Source organism: Streptomyces sp. NPDC048419 (assembly GCF_043200415.1).
In the GTDB taxonomy this organism is placed as follows: Bacteria; Actinomycetota; Actinomycetes; order Streptomycetales; family Streptomycetaceae; genus Streptomyces.
Genome location: NZ_JBICXT010000005.1, coordinates 76101 through 97281 on the forward strand (window position 1 = coordinate 76101; position 21181 = coordinate 97281).

Annotated in this window: 21 protein-coding genes and 1 riboswitch; of the genes, 12 read left to right on the forward strand and 9 right to left on the reverse strand. The window is 69.5% G+C overall.

What is annotated here, in order from left to right; all coding sequences use genetic code 11:
- The first annotated feature begins 4 nt into the window (after positions 1–4).
- Positions 5–595 carry an N-acetylmuramoyl-L-alanine amidase gene (locus ACGFYN_RS13120; protein WP_393865890.1) on the forward strand — a complete coding sequence of 197 codons (591 nt, stop codon included), beginning with the start codon at positions 5–7 and terminating at the stop codon, positions 593–595.
- A gap of 48 nt (positions 596–643) precedes the next feature.
- On the forward strand, positions 644–1552 hold the full coding sequence (locus tag ACGFYN_RS13125; protein ID WP_393865891.1) for a 1-aminocyclopropane-1-carboxylate deaminase/D-cysteine desulfhydrase: 909 nt from the start codon (positions 644–646) through the stop codon (positions 1550–1552).
- A 39-nt stretch (positions 1553–1591) separates the two neighbouring features.
- On the opposite strand, the gene ACGFYN_RS13130 is transcribed toward ACGFYN_RS13125, so the two are convergent.
- A complete protein-coding gene (locus ACGFYN_RS13130; protein ID WP_393865892.1) occupies positions 1592–3193 on the reverse strand; it encodes a Na+/H+ antiporter in 1602 nt (533 codons plus the stop codon).
- 62 nt (positions 3194–3255) lie between these two features.
- Between ACGFYN_RS13130 and ACGFYN_RS13135 the strand changes: the two genes are divergently transcribed.
- From ACGFYN_RS13135 to ACGFYN_RS13145, 3 genes are all read left to right on the forward strand, one after another.
- Positions 3256–3516 carry a UBP-type zinc finger domain-containing protein gene (locus ACGFYN_RS13135; RefSeq protein ID WP_393865893.1) on the forward strand — a complete coding sequence of 87 codons (261 nt, stop codon included), beginning with the start codon at positions 3256–3258 and terminating at the stop codon, positions 3514–3516.
- A 270-nt stretch (positions 3517–3786) separates the two neighbouring features.
- Entirely contained in the window at positions 3787–4200 is a 414-nt protein-coding gene (locus ACGFYN_RS13140; RefSeq protein ID WP_019058277.1) for an anti-sigma regulatory factor, read from the forward strand.
- Positions 4197–5324, forward strand: a complete 1128-nt coding sequence (locus tag ACGFYN_RS13145; protein WP_393865894.1) for an RNA polymerase sigma factor SigF — start codon at positions 4197–4199, stop codon at positions 5322–5324. Before ACGFYN_RS13140 ends, ACGFYN_RS13145 begins: the two co-directional genes overlap by 4 nt.
- A 41-nt stretch (positions 5325–5365) precedes the next feature.
- On the opposite strand, the gene ACGFYN_RS13150 is transcribed toward ACGFYN_RS13145, so the two are convergent.
- Positions 5366–5815 (reverse strand): hypothetical protein, encoded by a 450-nt coding sequence (locus ACGFYN_RS13150; RefSeq protein ID WP_393865895.1) that lies wholly within the window; start codon positions 5813–5815, stop codon positions 5366–5368.
- 164 nt (positions 5816–5979) lie between these two features.
- On the opposite strand from ACGFYN_RS13150, the gene ACGFYN_RS13155 reads away from it, so the two are divergent.
- Both ACGFYN_RS13155 and ACGFYN_RS13160 read left to right on the forward strand, forming a co-directional pair.
- Positions 5980–6948 (forward strand): diacylglycerol/lipid kinase family protein, encoded by a 969-nt coding sequence (locus ACGFYN_RS13155; protein WP_393865896.1) that lies wholly within the window; start codon positions 5980–5982, stop codon positions 6946–6948.
- 321 nt (positions 6949–7269) lie between these two features.
- Positions 7270–7527, forward strand: coding sequence for a WhiB family transcriptional regulator (locus tag ACGFYN_RS13160; protein ID WP_006142322.1), 258 nt, complete (start codon positions 7270–7272; stop codon positions 7525–7527).
- Positions 7528–7716: 189 nt separating this feature from the next.
- Here the strand turns inward: ACGFYN_RS13160 and ACGFYN_RS13165 are convergent, their stop codons facing one another.
- From ACGFYN_RS13165 to ACGFYN_RS13175, 3 genes are all read right to left on the reverse strand, one after another.
- On the reverse strand, positions 7717–9192 hold the full coding sequence (locus tag ACGFYN_RS13165) for a sensor histidine kinase (protein ID WP_393865897.1): 1476 nt from the start codon (positions 9190–9192) through the stop codon (positions 7717–7719).
- A gap of 390 nt (positions 9193–9582) precedes the next feature.
- A complete protein-coding gene (locus ACGFYN_RS13170; protein WP_393865898.1) occupies positions 9583–10215 on the reverse strand; it encodes a TetR/AcrR family transcriptional regulator in 633 nt (210 codons plus the stop codon).
- 130 nt (positions 10216–10345) lie between these two features.
- A complete protein-coding gene (locus tag ACGFYN_RS13175; RefSeq protein WP_393865899.1) occupies positions 10346–11428 on the reverse strand; it encodes an SIS domain-containing protein in 1083 nt (360 codons plus the stop codon).
- A 229-nt stretch (positions 11429–11657) separates the two neighbouring features.
- On the opposite strand from ACGFYN_RS13175, the gene nagB reads away from it, so the two are divergent.
- On the forward strand, positions 11658–12443 hold the full coding sequence (gene nagB / locus ACGFYN_RS13180; RefSeq protein WP_393865900.1) for a glucosamine-6-phosphate deaminase: 786 nt from the start codon (positions 11658–11660) through the stop codon (positions 12441–12443).
- 108 nt (positions 12444–12551) lie between these two features.
- On the opposite strand, the gene ACGFYN_RS13185 is transcribed toward nagB, so the two are convergent.
- The 4 genes from ACGFYN_RS13185 to ACGFYN_RS13200 form a co-directional block, all read right to left on the reverse strand.
- Positions 12552–14042 carry a glycoside hydrolase family 3 protein gene (locus tag ACGFYN_RS13185; protein WP_393865901.1) on the reverse strand — a complete coding sequence of 497 codons (1491 nt, stop codon included), beginning with the start codon at positions 14040–14042 and terminating at the stop codon, positions 12552–12554.
- Between the two features lie 9 nt (positions 14043–14051).
- On the reverse strand, positions 14052–14921 hold the full coding sequence (locus ACGFYN_RS13190; protein WP_393865902.1) for a carbohydrate ABC transporter permease: 870 nt from the start codon (positions 14919–14921) through the stop codon (positions 14052–14054).
- Positions 14922–14926: 5 nt separating this feature from the next.
- Complete coding sequence (locus ACGFYN_RS13195; RefSeq protein WP_393865903.1) at positions 14927–15913, reverse strand: carbohydrate ABC transporter permease; 987 nt, start codon at positions 15911–15913, stop codon at positions 14927–14929.
- 107 nt (positions 15914–16020) lie between these two features.
- Positions 16021–17304, reverse strand: coding sequence for an extracellular solute-binding protein (locus tag ACGFYN_RS13200; protein WP_393865904.1), 1284 nt, complete (start codon positions 17302–17304; stop codon positions 16021–16023).
- 306 nt (positions 17305–17610) lie between these two features.
- Here ACGFYN_RS13200 and ACGFYN_RS13205 point away from each other — a divergent pair, with 306 nt between their 5' ends.
- The 4 genes from ACGFYN_RS13205 (at position 17611) to ACGFYN_RS13220 (ending at position 20985) form a co-directional block, all read left to right on the forward strand.
- Complete coding sequence (locus ACGFYN_RS13205) at positions 17611–18375, forward strand: GntR family transcriptional regulator (protein ID WP_384250412.1); 765 nt, start codon at positions 17611–17613, stop codon at positions 18373–18375.
- Positions 18376–18519: 144 nt separating this feature from the next.
- Positions 18520–18783, forward strand: coding sequence for a DUF3311 domain-containing protein (locus ACGFYN_RS13210; RefSeq protein ID WP_393865905.1), 264 nt, complete (start codon positions 18520–18522; stop codon positions 18781–18783).
- Positions 18780–20408 (forward strand): monocarboxylate uptake permease MctP, encoded by a 1629-nt coding sequence (mctP, locus tag ACGFYN_RS13215; protein ID WP_393865906.1) that lies wholly within the window; start codon positions 18780–18782, stop codon positions 20406–20408. Before ACGFYN_RS13210 ends, mctP begins: the two co-directional genes overlap by 4 nt.
- 73 nt (positions 20409–20481) lie before the next feature.
- Positions 20482–20985, forward strand: coding sequence for a GNAT family N-acetyltransferase (locus ACGFYN_RS13220; protein ID WP_393865907.1), 504 nt, complete (start codon positions 20482–20484; stop codon positions 20983–20985).
- Between the two features lie 45 nt (positions 20986–21030).
- A riboswitch (cobalamin riboswitch) is annotated at positions 21031–21167 on the forward strand.
- Positions 21168–21181 lie beyond the last annotated feature (14 nt).

Here is a 21181-nt window from a genome sequence, read left to right on the forward strand (position 1 = left end):
GGTCATGGCCACACCCATGTCCGCGGGAAGTTTCCTGGCCGGCCTGCGGGCGGAAGGCCTCACGGTCGTCGAGGTCGGCGACTGGGAGCATCACAATCGCAACCAGAAGGGTCCGTGGGGCCCGGTGCACGGCGTCATGATCCATCACACGGTGACGAGCGGCAGTGCCCACACCGTCGAGCTGTGCCGGGACGGCTACACCGACCTGCCCGGCCCGTTGTGCCACGGCGTGATCACCAAGGACGGCAGAGTCCACCTGGTCGGCTACGGCCGCGCCAACCACGCCGGCCTCGGCGACGACGACGTGCTGCGCGCGGTGATCGCCGAGAAGGCGCTCCCGCCGGACAACGAGGCGAACACCGACGGCAACCGCTACTTCTACGGCTTCGAGTGCGAGAACCTCGGCGACGGCAAGGACCCCTGGCCCGCGGCCCAGCTGACCGCCATCGAGAAGGCGGCCGCGGCGGTGTGCCGGCACCACGGGTGGACGGAACGGTCGGTGATCGGCCATCTGGAGTGGCAGCCCGGGAAGGTGGACCCGCGCGGGTTCACGATGGCCTGGCTGCGCGAGCGGGTGCGGGAGCGGCTGAAGTAGCCGGTGCACGGTGTGCGGCGACGCCGGTCCGGGCGGGACAATGCTGCCGTGAGCAGCCCCGACGCCCCCGATCTCGCCGCCCTGGGCCCCCGGCTGCCCTCACCTCTGCGGGAGGCCGGGGACGACCGCTTCTCCCACCGCGGCCTGCGCCTGCTGCTCAAGCGCGACGATCTCATCCACCCGGAGCTGATCGGAAACAAATGGCGCAAGCTCGCGCCCAACCTGGCCGCCGCGCACGGCCGTACGGTTCTCACGTTCGGCGGCGCCTACTCCAACCACCTGCGCGCCACGGCCGCTGCGGGCCGCCTGCTCGGGCTGTCCACGGTGGGCGTGGTCCGCGGCCAGGAGCTGGCCGGCCGCCCCCTCAACCCGTCCCTGGCCCGGTGCGCCGCCGACGGCATGCGGCTGCACTTCGTCGACAGGTCCACGTACCGCCGCAAGACCGAACCGGACGTCCTCGCGCGCGTGCTGCGCGCGGCCGGCGCCGAGGACGCGTACGTCGTCCCGGAGGGCGGCAGCAACACCGAAGCCGTACGGGGCTGCCGTGTCCTCGGCGAGGAGCTGTGCGGCCGTGCGGACGTCGTCGCCCTCGCCTGCGGCACCGGCGGCACGCTGGCCGGACTCGCCGCCGGGCTGGCCCCCGATCAGCGCGCGCTCGGCATACCCGTCCTCAAGGGCGGCTTCCTGGCCGCCGAAACGGCGGAGCTCCAGCAGCGGGCGTTCGGCGGCCGGCGCGGCGAGTGGACCCTCGACGACCGCTTCCACTTCGGCGGCTACGCCCGCACCTCCGCCGAACTCGACGCCTTCGCCGGAGACTTCGAGAACCGTCACGGCCTCCCCGTCGAACGTCTCTATGTCGCCAAGTTGCTGTACGGACTTGTCACCCTCGCGGAAGAGGGCGCTTTCCCGCGCGGGACGACGGTGGCAGCCGTGATCACCGGGCGGCCCTTCCCGTAGACCGTCACCGCTCGCCGCGCTCCCGCGAGCCGCCCCGGCTCAGCCCTGCGCCGTCTCCCGGTAGGCCGCCGCCTCCTCCAGGTCCAGCCTGCGCAGCAGTGTCCGCAGCATCTCGTCGTCGATGTAGCGGCCGTCCCGCAGCCTCACGAACATCGCGCGCTCGGCGCCGATCATCTCCCGGGACAGACGGCGGTAGGTGTCGTCGACCGATTCCCCGGTGACCGGGTTGACCTGGCCGAGGCGCTCCCAGACGGCGTTGCGGCGGCGCTCCAGGACCTGGCGCAGGCGGTCGGCCAGCGGCGGCGGGAGGGCGTTGCGCTCGTCCGCGAGGAGCTCGTCCAGGCGCCGCTCGGCGACGCGGGAGGCCTGTGCCTGGGCGTTGGCCTCCGCGAGGGTCTCGGCCTGCACGTCCCGGCCGGGGAACTTCAGCAGGCGGATCACCGGGGCCAGGGTGAGGCCCTGCACCACCAGGGTGCCGATCACGGTCGTGAAGGTCAGGAAGAGGATGAGGTTGCGCTGCGGGAAGGGGCCGCCGCCGTGCACGGTCAGCGGGATCGAGAAGGCGATGGCGAGTGAGACGACGCCCCGCATGGCGGCCCAGGACGTGACGATCGGCCCTCTCCAGGTGGGGTTGTCCTCGCGCTCCCTGATCCGCGGGGAGAGCAGGCGGGGGACGAAGGTGCCGGGATACACCCAGAGGAACCGGCTCACGACGACCACGAGGAAGACGACCAATGCGTACCAGGCGGCGTCGACGCCCTTGTACTCGCCGAGCCCCTTGAGGACGACCGGCAGCTGCAGGCCGATGAGCGCGAAGACCGCGGACTCCAGGACGAACGCCACCACCTTCCACACCGCCTCCTCCTGCAGGCGGGTGGCGAAGTCGACCTCCCACGCGCGGTGCCCGATGTAGAGCGCCACGACCACGACCGCGAGGACACCGGAGGCGTGCACCTGCTCGGCGACGGCGTAGGCGACGAACGGGATCAGCAGGGACATGGTGTTCTGCAGCAGCGCCTCCTTCACGTGGGTGCGCAGCCAGTGGATGGGCGCCATCAGCACCAGTCCGACCACGACGCCGCCGACCGCGGCCAGCAGGAACTCGCCGATCCCGCCGATCCAGGAGGCGCCCTCGCCGACGGCTGCCGCGACAGCGACCCGGTAGGCGGTGATCGCGGTCGCGTCGTTCAGCAGGGACTCGCCCTGCAGGATCGTGGTGATCCGGGACGGCAGCCCCACCCGGCGGGCGACGGCCGCCGCCGCGACCGCGTCCGTCGGCGCCACCACGGCGCCGAGCACCAGCGCCGCGGGCAGCGGCAGTCCGGGGACGACGAGATATGCGATCCAGCCCACGGCGAAGGTCGCGAACAGCACGTACCCCACCGACAGCAGCGCCACCGGCCGCATCGTGGCCCGCAGATCGAGGTACGAGCTCTCGACGGCCTCCTTGTGCAGCAGCGGCGGCAGCACCAGGGGCAGCACGATCTCCGGGTCCAGGGTGTAGTCCGGCACCCCTGGCAGGTAGGAGACGGCGAGCCCCACCGCCACGAGCAGCAGCGGGGCCGGCACCGGGCTGCGCCGGGCGACCGCGGCGATCGCGGTGCTGCCCGCCACCAGCAACAGCAGTGGCATCACGTCCATCGTCCTCGCCCGCCCTCGTTTTTCCGCGCGGTCATCCGCACAGCCGTCGTAATCTGGCAATCATGAAACAGTGCACGCACGCCGACGCGCTGCCAGACCCGCAACCCGGTCCGCTCAGCGAGACGTGCGAGGAATGTCTGCGCGACGGTACCCACCCGGTCCAGCTGCGGCTGTGTCTCACCTGCGGCCATATCGCCTGCTGCGACTCCTCGCCGAACCGGCACGCGACGGAGCACCACAAGGACACCGGCCATCCGATCATGCAGACCTTCGAACCCGGCGAGAACTGGCGTTGGTGCTTCGTGGACCACGTTCTCGTGTGACCCTGGACGACCGGGGCGCGTCCCACGAGCCGGACGGTTCGACCGTCTGACGTCTGGGTACGTCAACCCGGCGCGCGTTCTTCCCAATTGGAGCCGCAGACCTCTAGACACGGAGCGTATCCACAGTTTTACTGTGAGTGACGGCAAGGGGTTGGGGTCCCGGGGACAGGAAAGTTCAGAGCGCGATAGCGTCACCGCTGAACCACACTTCGCGTTACCCCGGGGGGCGACCCTCGGCCCCGATTAGCTTGTACCACCTTGGAGGTGAGGGTGTCCCAGATCGCAGGCGAGCCCGCGACCCAGGACTTCGTGGAAGTCCGGCTGCCGGCTGCGGGTGCCTACCTGTCGGTGCTGCGTACGGCGACTGCCGGCCTCGCGGCCCGCTTGGACTTCACCCTCGACGAGATCGAGGACCTTCGCATCGCGGTGGACGAGGCCTGCGCGATCCTGCTCCAGCAGGCCGTGCCCGGCTCGGTGCTCAGCTGCGTCTTCCGGCTCGTCGACGACTCTCTCGAGGTCACCGTCTCGGCCCCGACCACGGACGGCCACGCCCCCGCGCGGGACACTTTCGCCTGGACCGTCCTGTCCGCGCTCGCGGGCAAGGTCTCCTCGGCCGTGGACGAGGACAAAACCGTTTCGATCAGCCTCTACAAACAGCGCGGCGCGGGACCCGGGCCGGCGTGAGGACAGGGGACGGGCCGGTGCGTGACGAAGAGCGCGGCACACGAGAGCTGCCGGCCGAGGGCACAGGCGGGTCCCGACGCATGCGGGACGTCGCCGGCGGCTCCGACGGGATCGACGGCATCCCCGAGCAGGCCCGGCCGCATCCGGAGGAGGACTCCGCGGAACCCGGTGTCCCGCAGGACGGGCAGCGGGAACGCGAAGGTGCCGTACAGAGCACGCCTCCGGCCGGGCAGTACGGGGTCACCCCGGTGCGAGCGGAGGCGAGGGCTCGGAGAAGGGCGACGGGCGGGACGATGAGCGAGCACGAGCGAAACGCCGAGGGCGACGGTCAGGACCGGCCGAGCGTGCCGCAGGCCACACACCACCACCCGCAGGACCGCAGCGGCGCCCGCGCGATGTTCGTCGAGCTGCGCATGCTGAAGGACGGCAGCGCGGAGTACGCGGAGCTGCGCAACAAGCTGGTCCGCATGCACCTGCCGCTCGTGGAGCACCTCGCGCGCCGTTTCCGCAACCGCGGCGAGCCGCTGGACGACCTCACCCAGGTCGCCACCATCGGCCTGATCAAGTCGGTCGACCGCTTCGACCCGGAGCGCGGCGTGGAGTTCTCCACGTACGCGACCCCGACGGTCGTCGGCGAGATCAAGCGCCACTTCCGTGACAAGGGCTGGGCGGTGCGGGTGCCGCGGCGCCTGCAGGAGCTGCGCCTCGCGCTCACCACGGCGACCGCCGAGCTCTCCCAGCAGCACGGCCGCTCCCCCACGGTCCACGAACTCGCCGAGAAGCTGGCGATCTCGGAGGAGGAGGTCCTGGAGGGCCTGGAGTCGGCCAACGCCTACTCCACCCTGTCGCTGGACGTCCCCGACACCGACGACGAGTCACCGGCGGTCGCGGACACCCTCGGCGCCGAGGACGAGGCACTGGAGGGGGTCGAGTACCGGGAGTCGCTCAAGCCGCTCCTGGAGGACCTTCCGCCCCGGGAGAAGCGCATCCTGCTGCTGCGCTTCTTCGGCAACATGACCCAGTCGCAGATCGCCCAGGAGGTCGGCATCTCACAGATGCACGTCTCCCGGCTGCTGGCCCGCACCCTGGCCCAGCTGCGCGAGAAGCTGCTGGTGGAGGAGTAGGACTCCGGCGGAAGGCGGAAAGCGGGACGTGACAGGCGGGACTACCGCTTGCCGTCCTGCGCGCCGCCCGGGCCCCGGATCCCGAGGGCCTGGGTCGTGGCGGGATTGATCAGCAGGACGAGCGCGACGACGGCGACGACCGCGATCGCGATGCCCGCCGGGATGGCCACACTGTCGGCCTGCAGCAGGTTGTAGGCCACCGGCAGCGCCATGATCTGGGTGATGACGGCGGGGCCGCGGCTCCAGCTGCGCCGGGCGAGCAGTCCGCGCGCGGCGAGCAGCGGCAGCAGGGCGAGGACGACGAGCGTGATGCCGCCGGTGACGGCGGACCGTCGGTCGTCCGGGTTGCCGGTCAGTCCCTCGACCAGCATCCAGATCCCTCCGGCGACCAGCGCGAGCCCCTCCAGCCCGGCGAGCGCCGCGGCATACGTCAGGCGGCGCGGGCGGGGACCGGCCTCTTCCTCGGTGGCGGGGGTCTTCTCACTGGTCACCCCTGAAGGGTAGCCCTGGGGACGCGGCCCCCCGTGGCGAGGTTGAGCGGGGCCCCCGTGGCGAGGTTGAGCGGAGCCCCCGTGGTGAGCCTCACGCCCTCACCTCTTACCTGATCCCTACCTCGCCCTGTGCCCGGTACTTCCCAGTAGGTACGCTGCCCTTCATGCGTGCACTTCTCGTGGTCAATCCAGCTGCAACCACCACAAGCGCACGTAGGCGCGACGTTCTGATCCACGCGCTCGCGAGCGAGATGAAGCTCGAGGTGGTCATCACGGAGTACCGCGGCCACGCGCGCGACCTCGGCCGGCAGGCGGCGGAGAGCGACGACATCGACCTGGTCGTGGCCCTCGGCGGCGACGGCACGGTGAACGAGGTGGTCAACGGCCTGCTGCACGCCGGTCCCGATCCGGAGCGCCTCCCCCGTCTCGCCGTGGTCCCCGGCGGCTCCACCAATGTCTTCGCCCGCGCCCTGGGTCTGCCCAACGACGCCGTCGACGCGACCGGCGCACTGCTGGACGCCCTGCGCGAGGGCAGCGAGCGCACCGTCGGCATGGGCATCGCCGCGGGCACCCCGGGCACCGAGGACGAGGCGGTGCCGGCCCGCTGGTTCACCTTCTGCGCGGGGCTCGGCTTCGACGCGGGCGTGGTCGGCCGGGTCGAGCAGCAGCGGGAGCAGGGCAAGAAGTCGACGCACGCCCTTTACCTCCGCCAGGTCGTACGGCAGTTCCTGCAGGAGCCGCACCGCCGGCACGGCACCATCACGCTGGAGCGGCCGGGCCAGGAACCGGTGACCGATCTGGTGCTCTCCATAATCTGCAACACGTCGCCCTGGACGTATCTGGGTAATCGTCCGGTGTACGCGGCACCTAAGGCCTCGTTCGACACCGGACTCGACGTACTCGGTCTCAGCCGCATGTCGACCGTTTCGGTTGCCCGGTATGCGACCCAGTTGCTCACTTCGTCCCCCGAACGGGGTGCCCACGGAAAGCACACCGTGACGTTGCACGACCTGGACCAGTTCACCTTGCATTCGAAGGCGCCCCTGCCCCTTCAGATGGACGGCGACCACCTGGGACTGCGAACGAGCGTGACGTTCACAGGCGTACGCCGTGCACTGCGTGTGATTGTGTGAGCAGAAAGGGCTGAAGTCCTTTCACTCGAACGTTTAGGCCAGGATCCACCCCATGGAAGTACGGCTGTGACCTAGTCGACACCGAGGAATCAAAAAAAACTTTCCGGAAGGGGTTGTATCCGCCGCTGAGGTTTGCGAGTCTCTACGTGGCGGTCGGGACAGCCCGCAACACCAGCGTCCTCAGACCACCGGAACCCCTCTTCACTTCACAGGACCACGCCGGGGAAGACTCGGCGTTCGGCCCTTCACTTGTTGAGGGATTCGTGAAAGCGTTCACATTCACAAGCAACCCGCATGTAATACCAAGGAGAGGTAGCAGCCATGGACTGGCGTCACAACGCCGTTTGCCGCGAGGAAGACCCCGAGCTCTTCTTCCCCATCGGCAACACCGGTCCTGCGCTGCTGCAGATCGAGGAAGCCAAGGCCGTCTGCCGTCGCTGCCCCGTTATGGATCAGTGTCTGCAGTGGGCGCTCGAGTCCGGTCAGGACTCCGGCGTCTGGGGTGGTCTCAGCGAGGACGAGCGTCGCGCAATGAAGCGCCGTGCCGCCCGCAACCGGGCCCGTCAGGCTTCTGCCTGACACACCCGCCCCGCAACAGCCTGAGCTTGGCGGCGCGTACAGCGAGTACGCATCTCCCGCCCCCGAGCCGCAGCGCGCAGTACCCCCGATGCGCAGCACAAGCTGGCAACGAGCATTTCAGCCCCGGACCTCATGGTCCGGGGCTTCTTGCTGTGCGCCGCCCGGGCTGGAACGTCCGTACGAGGCCGTCTACTTGTCCGCCTGCACCGGCACGTCCAGGATCACCCGGGTTCCGCGCCCCGGCGCCGGGACCATGTCGAACGTACCGCCCAACTCCCCTTCCACCAGGGTCCGTACGATCTGCAGACCCAGGTTGCCCGAGGTGTGCGGGTCGAAGCCCTCGGGGAGACCGACGCCGTCGTCCTGGACGGTGACCAGCAGGCGGGCCTCCTTCGAGGTGCCGCCGCGGACCGCGGAGACCTCGACCGTGCCGGTGTCGCCCTCGCGGAAGCCGTGTTCGAGAGCGTTCTGCAGAACCTCCGTCAGGACCATCGACAGCGGGGTGGCCACCTCCGCGTCCAGGATGCCGAAGCGTCCGCTGCGCCGGCCGGTGACCTTGCCCGGGGAGATCTCGGCGACCATCGCCAGGACGCGGTCGGCGATGTCGTCGAACTCCACGCGCTCGTCCAGGTTCTGGGAGAGCGTCTCGTGCACGATCGCGATCGAGCCGACCCGGCGGACCGCCTCTTCGAGAGCCTCCCGGCCGCGGTCGGACTCGATGCGCCGGGCCTGCAGACGCAGCAGAGCGGCGACCGTCTGAAGGTTGTTCTTCACCCGGTGGTGGATCTCCCGGATGGTCGCGTCCTTGGTGATCAACTCGCGCTCGCGTCGGCGCAGTTCGGTGACGTCGCGGAGCAGGACCAGCGAACCGATGCGCGTGCCCTTGGGCTTGAGGGGGATCGCGCGGAACTGGATGACCCCGTCGTGCGCCTCGATCTCGAACTCGCGCGGCGCCCAGCCGCTGGCCACCTTGGCGAGCGCCTCGTCCACCGGGCCGCGGCTCGGGGCGAGTTCGGCGGTCGTCCTGCCGAGGTGCTGTCCGACCAGGTCGGAGGCGAGGCCCATGCGGTGGAAGGCGGAGAGCGCGTTCGGCGAGGCGTACTGGACGATGCCGTCCGCGTCGAGCCGGATCAGGCCGTCGCCGACACGCGGCGCGGCGTCCATGTCCATCTGCTGGTTGGCGAACGGGAAGGAACCGGCCGCGATCATCTGCGCCAGGTCCGACGCGCTCTGCAGATAGGTCAGTTCGAGGCGGCTCGGGGTGCGCACGGTGAGGAGGTTGGTGTTGCGCGCGATGACGCCGAGCACGCGCCCGTCCCGCCGGACCGGGATCGACTCGACCCGGACCGGGACCTCCTCGCGCCACTCCGGGTCGCCCTCGCGCACGATGCGGCCCTCGTCGAGCGCCGCGTCCAGCATGGGGCGGCGTCCGCGCGGGACGAGGTGGCCGACCATGTCGTCCTGGTACGAGGTGGGGCCGGTGTTGGGGCGCATCTGGGCGACCGAGACGTACCGGGTGCCGTCGAGAGTGGGGACCCACAGGACGAGGTCGGCGAAGGAGAGGTCGGACAGCAGCTGCCACTCCGAGACCAGCAGATGGAGCCACTCGAGGTCGGAGTCGTCGAGTGCGGTGTGCTGGCGGACCAGTTCGTTCATGGAGGGCACGTGTGCGAGCGTACCTGGCGGTTTGTACGGCTCCGAAATATGCGCTCCCCCGAAGACACCCGCGGGCCGCGGCGCCTGGGAGGGACCCTCAACCCTCCCGGCACCGCAGCCCGGAGCAACATCGGCCGTGGGGTGTGCGGTCCCGGTCGGCCGAAGGATGAGGACCCGGGGCAGTCAGGGCAGAGAGCTCCGGTTCCTCCGTCCGTCCTCCTGTGCGGGGAGGACGGAAGTTCGCTTGCTTCGCACGCTGGACTCAAGTGCTTCAACACAATTGTGGACTAGACCACTCTGTGTGTCCATGCGTTGAAGGCTGTTTGTCGTTGTCGTTCTGCGGCTGCTGCGACTGCTCGGACGCCCTGGCATCCAGCACGCAGCCTAACCCTTGTGGGTTCATGTGCGCGGCCAGATCGTCATGGCAATTTCGGCGAGTGCCACGAGTTCCTCGCGGCTCGCTCCGTCGCGCGCCTGCTGGGACATGCCCTGCATGACCGCACCCGTGTGCCGGGCGAGTGCGGCGGCGTTCGTGCCGGCCGGCAGCTCCCCCGCCGCGATGCCCGCCTTCATACGACTCTCGAAGGCGGCGATGTCGGCGTTGCGCCGCTCGCGCAGGGACTCCTCGATCTCGGGGCTCGTGCAGTTCGTGGCCGCGTGAACGACCAGGCAGCCGTGCGGACGGCCGGGGGCCGTGTACTCGGCGGCGGCCTCGCGCAGCATCCGCTCGACGGCCGCGCGGGCGGTGGGCTCCTCGGCGAGGGCGCGGTCTGCGAACGAGCCGTACCGCCTGTCGTACGAGGTCACGACCTCTTCGAACAGCGCCCGCTTGTCGCCGAAGGCCGCGTACAGACTCGGCGCGCCGATGCCCATGACGCGGGTGAGGTCGGAGACCGAGGTCGCTTCGTACCCGTGCTCCCAGAAGGCCATGAGCGCCTTCTCCAGCGCGGTCTCGCGATCGAAGGAGCGGGGGCGACCGCGCGGCTTGGAGGCTGCGCCGGCCTTCGCCCTGGTCTCCCCGGTGCCCACCATGGAGTGAATTGTATAGCGGGTGCTAGAGAAATGCCGGAGGGCCGGGGTACGGTCTTTTCTGTAGCGACCGCTAGGGAAATTGTTGAGGGGGATCGGCATGGGCGTGCTTCTGCTGGCGGGCCTCCGTCGTTCAGTGCGTCTCCGTCACCTTCGCCAGTGCGCGAGGCGCGTCCGGGTCCTGGCCTCGGGCGATGGTGATCTCGTGGGCGAGGAGTTGCAGCGGGAGGATCTCCAGGATCGGCTGGACCTCCTCGGCCACACCCTCGGTGGGCAGGACGAAACCGGCGGAGGCCTGCTCGACCTGGCTCCTGGGACCGACGACGAACAGGTCGGCGCCGCGCCCGCGCAGCCGGTCGAGGACGGGTTGGAGTGCCTCGCCGCCCCTGCCGTCGGTGACGACCGCGATCACCGGGGAGACGTTGTCGACCATGGCGAGCGGGCCGTGCAGAAGGTCCGCTCCGGAGTAGGAGAGGGCGGGGATGTAGCTGGTCTCCATGAGCTTGAGGGCGGCCTCCTTGGCCGTGGGGTAACCGTAGCCGCGAGAGGTGATGACCATGCGTTCGGCGAAGCGGTAGCGGGCGGCGAGGGCGCGGACCTCGTCCTGCCGGGCGAGCAGCCGCTCGGCGAGGTCCGGCAGCACCTTCGCGGCAGCACCGTCGCCGCCGCGCAGGCCTTCGACGAAGAGGTACAGGGCGAGGAGGGAGGCCGTATAGGTCTTGGTCGCGGGGAGGGCCTTCTCCGGCCCGGCCATGATGTCGACGTGATATTCGGAGACGCCCGCCAGGGGTGAATCGGGATTGTTGGTCACGGCGAGGGTGATCGCGCCGGCCTCGCGGGCGGCGCGGGTCGAGGCCACCAGGTCCGGGGAGCCGCCGGACTGGCTGACGGTGATCACCAGGACATCGGTGAGGTCCGGGTGCGCGCCGTAGGCGGTGGTGGTGGACATCGAGGTGAGGCCGCAGGGCAGGCCGAGGCGGATCTCCAGGAGGTACTTGGCGTACAGGGCGGCGTTGTCGGAGGTGCCGCGGGCGGTCAGCAGGACGAAGCGGGGTTTGCGGGCGGCGATGTCCTGGGCGACCTCCCGGACGCCGGAGGCGCCTTCGTCGAGGAGGCGGCGCAGCACGGCGGGCTGCTCGGCCATCTCGCGGGCCATGATCCGGCCGGGGACGTCGTGCTGGGGGTCCGGTGCCGGGGCCGGCGTCGTGGCGGTCATGGTGGGTTCCTCCCGGATCTCGTGGCTCGCCGAGCGGGTACCGCGGCGCGGCGGTACCGCACCCCATTCCACTCCCCCGTGGCGAATGACGCCTGTCCTTCGCATGGAATGGCGATGTCCTCGCGGCTGTCCACGGGGCGGGGGCGGTGGCTCTCCTCCCCTGGGGCGGAGGGGTCGATTCTGTTAGATTGGTCTAAACCACACCGCCCTTCAGATCGGCAGGCCCAGCGTGGAAGTTGTCATCGTTCCGGACGCCAAGTCGGGCGGCGAGCTCATCGCCGAGGCCATGGCGCAGCTCCTGAGGCGCAAGCCCGAGGCGCTGCTCGGAGTGGCCACGGGCTCGACCCCGCTGCCCATCTACGAGGCGCTGGCGGCCAAGGTGAGCTCCGGTGCCGTGGAGGCCTCGCGGGCGAGGATCGCGCAGCTCGACGAGTACGTGGGGCTGCCGGCCGAGCACCCGGAGTCCTACCGTTCGGTGCTCAGGCGCGAGGTGCTGGAGCCGCTCGGCATCGGGATGGACGCGTTCATGGGGCCCGACGGGACGGCCGCGGACGTGCAGGGGGCGTGCGAGGCGTACGACAGTGCACTGTCCGAGGCCGGCGGGGTGGATCTGCAGCTGCTCGGGATCGGGACCGACGGGCACATCGGGTTCAACGAGCCGTGCTCGTCGCTGGCCTCGCGGACCCGGATCAAGACGCTGACCGAGCAGACCCGGATCGACAACGCGCGCTTCTTCGACGGCGATGTCGAGCAGGTGCCGCATCACGTCATCACGCAGGGCATCGGGACGATCCTGGAGGCCCGGCACCTGGTGTTGCTCGCGACCGGTGAGGGCAAGGCGGACGCGGTCGCCGCGACCGTGGAGGGGGCGGTGGCCGCCGTGTGCCCCGCCTCCGCGCTGCAGCTGCACCCGCATGCGACGGTCGTGGTCGACGAGGGCGCCGCGTCCAAGCTGAAGCTGGCGGACTACTTCCGGCACACGTACGCCGACAAGCCGGAGTGGCAAGGGATCTGAGTCGCTCACCTCGCTGCGGGCGCAGCCGGAAGGCGCCGGGCCCCTGTCGGGTCCGGCGCCTTCGGTCTGCGTCCGCTGTGTCTTCGCGCTCGTGCGGGGGCGGTCGGATCAGACGATGCCCGCGATGACCTCCGCCGCCGCCCGGCCGCAGACGCGGGCGGCACCGTGGGTGGCGATGTGCACGGCGCCCCGGGGAGCGGCCTGAGGGAGGCCCATCTCGACCACGACGGTGTCGGGCCGGGCCGCGAGCAGGACGTCGAGGGCGGTCGCCATCCAGGGGTGGCGGTGCTCGTCGCGGACCACGGCCACGATGCGGCGCGAGCCGGCCGCGGCCAGGGCCGCGCGTCCCGCGTCCTCGCCGGAGAAGCTGCCGGTCTCCGTGCCGGGGAGGAGACGGAAGAGTTCCGCCGCGACGCCCCAGGGGGTCTGGTCGCCGACCGCGAAGTTGGCGACGGGGGTGAGGGCGGCGACGTAGGGCGGCTCGGTGAGCCGGGTGAAGTGCCCGGCCGTCGTCACCTTCACGGCGCGGCGGGCCGCGCGCAGGCCCACCTCGTCGTCGGGGGTGCGGTCCGGGTCGGTCTTGGCCGCTTCGGCGGTCCAGCGGGCCAGGGACCGTACGCGTGCGGCGGCGTCCGCGAGGCGTTCCTCGGGGAGTTCGCCGGTGCCCACCGCCGAGACGAGGGCGTCGCGCAGGCGCCGTACGGTCTCCTCGTCGGAGAGGCCACCGCCCACGCAGATCGCGTCGGCGCCGGCGGCCACGGCGAGGACGCTGCCGCGCTCGATGCCGTACGTGCTCGCGATGGCCTTCATCTCCATGCCGTCGGTGACGATGAGACCGTCGTAGCGGAGTTCGCCGCGGAGCAGTTCGGTGAGTGCGCGGGGCGACAGCGTCGCCGGGCGGTCCGGGTCCAGGGCGGGGACGAGGATGTGCGCGCTCATCACGGCACGGCTGCCCGCCGCGATGGCCGCGCGGAACGGCGCCAGGTCGCGGGCATCGAGCACCGAGGCGTCCACGTCGATGCGCGGCAGCGCGTCGTGGGAGTCGACGGCCGTGTCGCCGTGGCCCGGGAAGTGCTTGGTGCAGGCGGCGACGCCGGCGGACTGCAGGCCCGTGACGTAGGCGGCGGTGTGGCGGGCGACGAGGTCGGTGTCGGCGCCGAAGGAGCGGACACCGATCACCGGGTTCTCCGGGTTGGAGTTCACGTCGGCGGACGGGGCCCAGTCGAGGTTGACCCCGCAGGCGGCGAGGCGGCGGCCGAGTTCGGCGGCCACCTCGCGGGTGAGCTCGACGTCGTCCACCGCGCCCAGCGCGTTGTTGCCGGGGAAGGAGGAGCCGGTCCGCACCTCGAGGCGGGTCACGTCACCGCCCTCCTCGTCGATGGCGACCAGGACGTCGTCTCGTTCGGCCCGCAACTGCGCGGTGAGGGCGGCCACTTGATCGGGCGTGGCGATGTTGCGGCCGAACAGGCCGACCGAGGCGAGCCCCTCACCGAGGCGGCGCAGCACCCAGTCGGGGGCGGTGGTCCCGGTGAAGCCGGGCTGGAGGATGGTCAGCGCGTCCCGTGTGAGGGTGTCGGTGCCGCTGGCGAATGTCGTCATCGGGTGGCGTTATCCCTTCACTGCGCCCGCGGTCAGCCCCGCGGCCATCTTGCGCTGGACGAGGAGGAAGAGCACGACGATCGGCACGGCCATCATCGTGGCTCCCGCCATCATCGGGGCGTATTCGGTGCCGTGCTTGGTGGTGAAGTTGCCGAGCCAGACGGTCGCGGTCTGGTGCTTCTGGCTGAGCAGCATGAGGGCGTAGATGTACTCGTTCCAGGCCTGGATGAAGGCGTAGACCGAGGTGGCGACCATGCCGGGGGCGAGCAGCGGGAAGACCACGCGGATGAAGGCGCTGGTGCGGCTGCACCCGTCGACCATCGCCGCCTCCTCCAGCTCCCGGGGGATGTTGACGATGAAGCCGCGCAGCGTCCACACCGTGAAGGGGAGGATGAAGGTCAGGTACGTGATGATCAGGCCCGTGAGCTTGTCGTACTGCTCCAGGTCGTTCAGCAGCAGGAAGACCGGGATGATCATGGCGACCAGCGGGACCATCTGCACCGCGAGGATGCCGACGATGACCACCTTGCGGCCGCGGAAGGCGAACCGGGAGATGGCGAGGGCGGCCAGCACGCCGACGACCATGCCGATCACGACGACCGCGAGCGACACGATGAGGCTGCGGCCGACCGGGCCCCAGAAGTCCGCGATGTCCAGCGCCCGGCGGAAGTTGTCGAGCGTGAACCCGGTCGGGAACAGGCTCGGGTCCGGGTCGATGGCGTCCTTCGCCGGCTTGAAGGCCGTGTTGAGCATCCAGTAGAGCGGGAAGCCGGCGATCAGGAAGACGAGGAGACCGAGCAGGTTCCAGCCGAGCTTCGACCTTCCGCGAGCCCGGCCGCCCTTGGTGACGGCGCTGCCGCCCGTGGTGACGGCGCTCATGCCGGTCATTCGACCTCTCCGATCTTCAGCATCTGGCGCATGTAGACGGCGACGACACCGAGCAGCAGGAGCACGGTCAGCAGGGCGATCGCCGAGCCCTGGGCGTAGTCGTTGACCACGAACGCCCGGTCGTAGGAATAGGTGTTGAGGATCTGGAACTCCGGCTCCGGGTGGCCGCCGCGCATCACGAAGACCTGCGGGAAGACGCCCATGTCCCAGATCACCGACAGGGTCGTGAGCATCACGATGATCGGCTTCAGGATGGGCAGGGTGACATAGCGGAAGACGCCCAGGGCGCCCGCGCCGTCGAGCCGGGCCGCCTCCTCCAGCTCCTTCGGGACCTGGGTGAGGCCCGCGCTGAGCGTGATGACGACGAAGGGTACGGCGCCCCACACCACGAGCAGCATGATCACGGCCAGGCCCTGGGGCCCGCTGGCGAACCAGTTGTGGCCGACCATGTCGACGCCGGGGAGCTTGCTCAGCACCGCGTTGAGGACGCCGTAGTCCGAGTCGAAGAGCCATTTGAAGACGGTCGTCGCCACGATGACCGGCATGCCCCAGCTGGCGATCAGCACGATGTTGATCATCGTCTTCACCCAGCCGGAGACCTTCTGCAGCAGCAGGGCGACGAGCATGCCGAGGACCATCGTGAGGATCACGCAGCCGGCCGCGAAGACGACGGTTCGCAGGACCACGGCCCAGAACTCGTTGTCGCCGAGCACCTTGGAGAAGTTGTCGAAGCCGACCCACTCGGCGGGCTGGAAGCCCCACAGCTGGGACTGGCCGAAGTTCTGGAAGGAGAGCGTGACCAGCCGGAAGAGCGGATACGCCATCACCAGGGCGAGGACCAGCAGGCAGGGCGCGAGCAGCAGCCACGGCGTCGCCGCGCCGCCCGAAGTCCGGGCTCTGCGTGGGCTCTTCGCGACCGGTGGTGGCGGCGCCTGCCGCGGCGGCGGCACCTTGGCGGGGGTGGTCGTGTCTGCGGCACTCATGGCGCGCTCCTCAGCGGTCCCTCAGGTCGTTCGAAAGCGAAGCCCGTAGCTGGTACGGGAAGCAGGGCCCCCGGCCGATCGCGGCCGTAGGGGCCCTGCTGCGAAGGTCACTTGGTGTTGATGACCTTGTCGATCGCGGCGTCCGCCTCCTTCGCGGCGGCCTCGACCGACTTCTTGCCGGTGCCGATGTTCTGCAGCATCGTCTGCAGGACCTGGGCCTTCTCGACCTGGCCCCAGCCGGGAGCCATCGGGACGAACCAGTTGGACTCGGCGGCGGTGGCCGGGACCGCGGTTGCCGGGTCGTTCTTCAGGGTCGCGAGGTCCGTCTTGTTGTTGGGCAGGTTGCCCTTGGCCATCAGGGCCTTCTGGCCGGAGGGGCCGGTGAAGGCGTTGATCCACTCGGCGGCGACGGCCTGCGCCTTGGACTTCACCGGGACGGCGAGGTCCGAACCGCCCAGGAAGACGGGCATGTTCTTGCCGGACGGACCCGGCATCACGAAGTTCTCGAGGTTGTTCTTGAGCTTGCCGGTCTTGTCGTTCTTCGGGTCGGCGGAGGTCGCGCCCTCCCATGCCGCGCCGAAGATCATGCCGGACTTGCCCTGGCCGTAGACGATGTAACGGTCCGACTCGTCCTTGGTCTTGTCGCCGTGCATGTACTTGTCGACGACGTTCTTGAACTCGGTGAGGCCCTTGATGGACTCGGGAGAGGACAGGTTGGCCTTCCACTGGCCGCCGTCCTGCTTGGCGATGGAGCCACCGGCGTCGTAGACGTAGGACATGGCCGCGTACCAGTCACGGGTGGGCTGGTACCAGGCGGAGAACTTGTCGCCCTCCTTCTTCTGCACCTTGTCCAGGGCGGCGGTGAGTTCGGCGTACGTCTTCGGCGGGGTCTTCACGCCGACCGACGCGAAGACGTCCTTGCGCCAGTTGGCGACACGGCCGCCGGCGTAGTAGGGGACGCCGTAGGTCTTGTCCTGGTACGTCACCGAGGCCTTGAGGCCGTCCAGCCAGGCGGAGGAGTTGGTGAACTTCGCCGGGTCGACGGGCGCGAAGGCACCCTTGACCATGTAGCTCAGCATCTCCGTGTTGCCCATCTCGACCACGTCGGGGGCCTTGTCGGTGGCGAGGACCGCGTCGAGCTTGGCGTTCTTGTCCGGCCAGCCGTAGTACTCGTGGTTGATCTTGATGCCGGGGTGCTTCTTCTTCACCGCGGCGTCGGCGGACTTCACCAGGTCCGGCCAGTTGTTCTGGGCGTCGACGGTGAGCCAGACGGTCAGCTCCTTGGCGTCCGCGCCGCTGCTGGAAGAGCCTTTGTCGTCGTTGCCACCGCACGCCGCAATGGAGACCATCATGCCCGCGATACCGATCGCGGCAATGAGCTTGCGCTTCACGCCACCCTCCTCAGGGATGCCCACACCTCCCGCCCCCCAGGCCGGGACCTGAACCAATGGTGTAGACCAGTAGGGGGAGCTTGGACCAGACCAGAAGGCCTGTCAAGGGTGCTCGAAACGCCTCTGACCAGCCGTTATGCGACCTACATATGCAAGGACCTTTAAGTAACAAGGCAGCGAAAACACCGATGCCGGAGTACTCTCTTCCGCTAGACCATTTGACCTGTGGACTAGACCAAAAGAGACGGCGCCGGTATACAGAAGGGATCACGAAGTGACCCGCATCCGGAGCCGGGAAGGCAGAGCATGAGCACCGAGGTCAGCAGTGCGGAGAACGAGGGTGGAGCGAGTGTCCGTACCGCGCGCGTGCCCAAGTACTACCGCCTGAAGAAGCATCTGCTCGAGATGACGGAGACGCAGTCGCCCGGCACCCCGGTACCGCCCGAACGCACCCTGGCCGCCGAGTTCGACACCTCCCGCACCACGGTGCGCCAGGCCCTGCAGGAGCTGGTGGTCGAGGGCCGTCTCGAGCGGATCCAGGGCAAGGGCACCTTCGTCGCCAAGCCCAAGGTCTCGCAGGCGCTGCAACTCACCTCGTACACCGAGGACATGCGCGCCCAGGGCCTGGAGCCGACCTCCCAGCTGCTGGACATCGGCTACATCACGGCCGACGACCGCCTCGCCGAGCTCCTCGACATCACGGCGGGCGGCCGGGTGCTGCGCATCGAGCGCCTGCGCATGGCCAACGCCGAGCCGATGGCGATCGAGACGACGCACCTCAGCGCCAAGCGCTTCCCCGCCCTGCGCCGCTCCCTGGTCAAGTACACCTCTCTCTACACCGCCCTCGCCGAGGTCTACGACGTCCATCTCGCCGAGGCCGAGGAGACCATCGAGACCTCGCTGGCCACCCCGCGCGAGGCCGGCCTGCTCGGCACCGACGTGGGCCTGCCGATGCTGATGCTCTCCCGCCACTCACTGGACCGGGACGGGCAGCCGGTGGAGTGGGTGCGCTCGGTGTACCGCGGCGACCGCTACAAGTTCGTCGCACGCCTCAAGCGTCCCCAGGACTAAGGCCTGTCCGCTCACGACGGGGCCTTCACTGAATCGATATACCGATATGCGGACGAGGTCTTCCGTTTCCGGGACGCCGTGACCTACATTGCCTGCGCATTACACAGGTGATCACAGGTGAACGCGAGGGGACGGAGCCGCACGATGTCCGAAGTGCCCGAAGTGAGACCGCCGGTGGTGACCCCCATGCGCGTGGTCATGGCCGTCTGCCTGATAGCACCGTTCGTGGCGATGCTCTGGGTCGGCTCGTACTCCAAGACCGACCCGGAGTTCATCGGCATCCCGTTCTTCTACTGGTACCAGATGCTCTGGGTGCTGATCTCCACCGCGCTGACGATGACGGTGTATCAGCTGTGGCAGCGTGACCAGCGCGCGCGCGCCTCGCAGAAGGACGGTGCGTCGAAGTGAACGACGGCGTGAACGGCGTCGCACTCGGCGTCTTCATCTTCTTCTTCGTGGCCGTGACGGCCATGGGCTTCCTGGCGGCACGCTGGCGCAAGGCCGAGAACGAGCACTCGCTCGACGAATGGGGCCTGGGCGGCCGGTCGTTCGGCACCTGGGTCACCTGGTTCCTGCTCGGCGGCGACCTCTACACGGCGTACACCTTCGTCGCCGTTCCAGCGGCGATCTACGCGGCGGGCGCGGCCGGCTTCTTCGCGGTGCCGTACACCATCCTGGTCTACCCGCTGATCTTCACGTTCCTGCCCCGCCTGTGGTCGGTCTCCCACCGGCACGGGTACGTGACGACCTCGGACTTCGTGCGCGGCCGCTTCGGCTCGAAGAGCCTGTCGCTGGCCGTCGCGGTCACCGGCATCCTCGCCACCATGCCGTACATCGCGCTCCAACTGGTCGGCATCCAGGCCGTGCTGGACGTGATGGGTGTCGGCGGCGGTGAGAACACCAACTGGTTCGTCAAGGACCTGCCGCTGCTGATCGCGTTCGGTGTCCTCGCGGCGTACACCTACTCCTCGGGTCTGCGGGCCCCCGCGCTGATCGCGTTCGTGAAGGACGCGCTGATCTACATCGTCATCGCGGTGGCGATCATCTACATCCCGATCAAGCTCGGCGGCTTCGACGACATCTTCGCGAAGGCGGGCGCGGCGTTCGCGCAGACCAACCCGGCGACGGGCAAGCCGCGCGGCGCTCTGGTGCCGCCGGAGGCGGGTCAATGGACGTACGCCACCCTGGCGTTGGGCTCGGCGCTCGCGCTCTTCATGTACCCGCACTCGATCACCGCGACGCTGTCCTCGCGCAGCCGTGAGGTGATCCGGCGCAACACCACGATCCTGCCGCTGTACTCCCTGATGCTGGGACTGCTGGCGCTGCTGGGCTTCATGGCGATCGCGGCCGGCGTCAAGGTCACCAACGGTCAGCTGGCGATCCCGCAGCTGTTCGAGAACATGTTCCCGGACTGGTTCGCGGGTGTGGCCTTCGCGGCCATCGGCATCGGCGCCCTGGTGCCGGCGGCGATCATGTCGATCGCGGCCGCGAACCTCTTCACCCGCAACATCTACCGGGACTTCATCAAACCGGACGCGACGCCGAAGCAGGAGGCCCAGGTCTCCAAGATCGTGTCGCTGCTGGTGAAGGTCGGCGCGCTGGTCTTCGTCCTCACCATGGACAAGACGGTCGCCATCAACTTCCAGCTGCTGGGCGGCATCTGGATCCTGCAGACCTTCCCGGCCCTGGTCGGCGGCCTGTTCACCCGCTGGTTCCACCGCTGGGCGCTGCTCGGCGGCTGGGCGGTCGGCATGATCTACGGCACCATCGCCGCGTACGGCGTCGCCTCGCCCACCCAGAAGCACTTCGGCGGCTCGGCGAAGGAGATCCCCGGGATCGGCGAGATCGGCTACATCGGCCTCACCGCGTTCGTCATGAACGTGGTGGTGACGGTGGTCCTTACCTTCGTCCTGAAGGCCTTGAAGGCCCCGGAGGGCGTCGACGAGACCGCGGCGGACGACTACACGGTGGACGCCGGCGACCCTGGCGTGCAGGCGGAACTGCCGCCCGCCACTGCGGCGGAGTCCCGCTAGCGGGCCCACCCTTCGACGGGCCGCCGGGGAAACCCGGCGGCCCGTTGCCGTACTCCTGCACCATGCTCGATCCATGGACATCGTGATCCGGCCCGCGGACCCCGGCGAGTACAAGACCCTCGGCGAGATCACCGCCCAGGCCTATCTGCTGGACGGCCTGCTGGCCTTCGGCGCCGAGGACGACTGGTACCTCGGCGAACTCAAGGACGTGGCCAAGCGGGCCTCCGGAGCCGACGTGCTGGTGGCCGCGCGGGACGGCGACCTCCTCGGCGGAGTCACCTTCGTGCCGGCGGGCGGCCCCACGGCCGAGCTCGCCCGTCCCTCGGAAGCGGAGATCCGCATGCTCGCCGTCTCCCACGCGGCCCGCGGCAGGGGCGTGGGCCACGCCCTCGTAGGAGCCTGCGTCGAGCGCGCGAGGAGCACGGGGTGCACCGGAGTCGTCCTGTCGACCCAACGCACCATGCATGCCGCGCATCGCATCTACGAACGCCACGGCTTCGTCCGCGTTCCGGAGCGGGACTGGCAGCCGATCCCCGGCCACGACTTCACGCTTCTCACCTATGAGTTGACGCTCTGAAATCACCGCGACACAAGATATGGGGGTGCCTCGCGCACCCGGCACAAGATGTATGCTCATGCTCGCTGTCGCCGCAGGGGAATCCGGTGCGAATCCGGAACTGTCCCGCAACGGTGTACTCATGCGTGTTCGCACACGTACGAGCGTCAGTCCGAGGACCTGCCGACAGTGCGCCCGGCCACCGTGGCCCGGGTGC

Bases quoted from the DNA above. Each gene is read 5' to 3' on its own strand.
- ACGFYN_RS13205 (WP_384250412.1), top strand. From the start codon at position 17,611: ATGAGCACCGAGGTCAGCAGTGCGGAGAACGAGGGTGGAGCGAGTGTC.
- ACGFYN_RS13210 (WP_393865905.1), top strand. From the start codon at position 18,520: ATGTCCGAAGTGCCCGAAGTGAGACCGCCGGTGGTGACCCCCATGCGC.
- ACGFYN_RS13130 (WP_393865892.1), bottom strand. From the start codon at position 3,193: ATGGACGTGATGCCACTGCTGTTGCTGGTGGCGGGCAGCACCGCGATC.
- ACGFYN_RS13120 (WP_393865890.1), top strand. From the start codon at position 5: ATGGCCACACCCATGTCCGCGGGAAGTTTCCTGGCCGGCCTGCGGGCG.
- ACGFYN_RS13175 (WP_393865899.1), bottom strand. From the start codon at position 11,428: ATGACCGCCACGACGCCGGCCCCGGCACCGGACCCCCAGCACGACGTC.
- ACGFYN_RS13135 (WP_393865893.1), top strand. From the start codon at position 3,256: ATGAAACAGTGCACGCACGCCGACGCGCTGCCAGACCCGCAACCCGGT.
- ACGFYN_RS13160 (WP_006142322.1), top strand. From the start codon at position 7,270: ATGGACTGGCGTCACAACGCCGTTTGCCGCGAGGAAGACCCCGAGCTC.
- ACGFYN_RS13190 (WP_393865902.1), bottom strand. From the start codon at position 14,921: ATGAGCGCCGTCACCACGGGCGGCAGCGCCGTCACCAAGGGCGGCCGG.
- ACGFYN_RS13195 (WP_393865903.1), bottom strand. From the start codon at position 15,913: ATGAGTGCCGCAGACACGACCACCCCCGCCAAGGTGCCGCCGCCGCGG.
- ACGFYN_RS13155 (WP_393865896.1), top strand. From the start codon at position 5,980: ATGCGTGCACTTCTCGTGGTCAATCCAGCTGCAACCACCACAAGCGCA.
- ACGFYN_RS13185 (WP_393865901.1), bottom strand. From the start codon at position 14,042: ATGACGACATTCGCCAGCGGCACCGACACCCTCACACGGGACGCGCTG.
- ACGFYN_RS13170 (WP_393865898.1), bottom strand. From the start codon at position 10,215: ATGGTGGGCACCGGGGAGACCAGGGCGAAGGCCGGCGCAGCCTCCAAG.
- ACGFYN_RS13220 (WP_393865907.1), top strand. From the start codon at position 20,482: ATGGACATCGTGATCCGGCCCGCGGACCCCGGCGAGTACAAGACCCTC.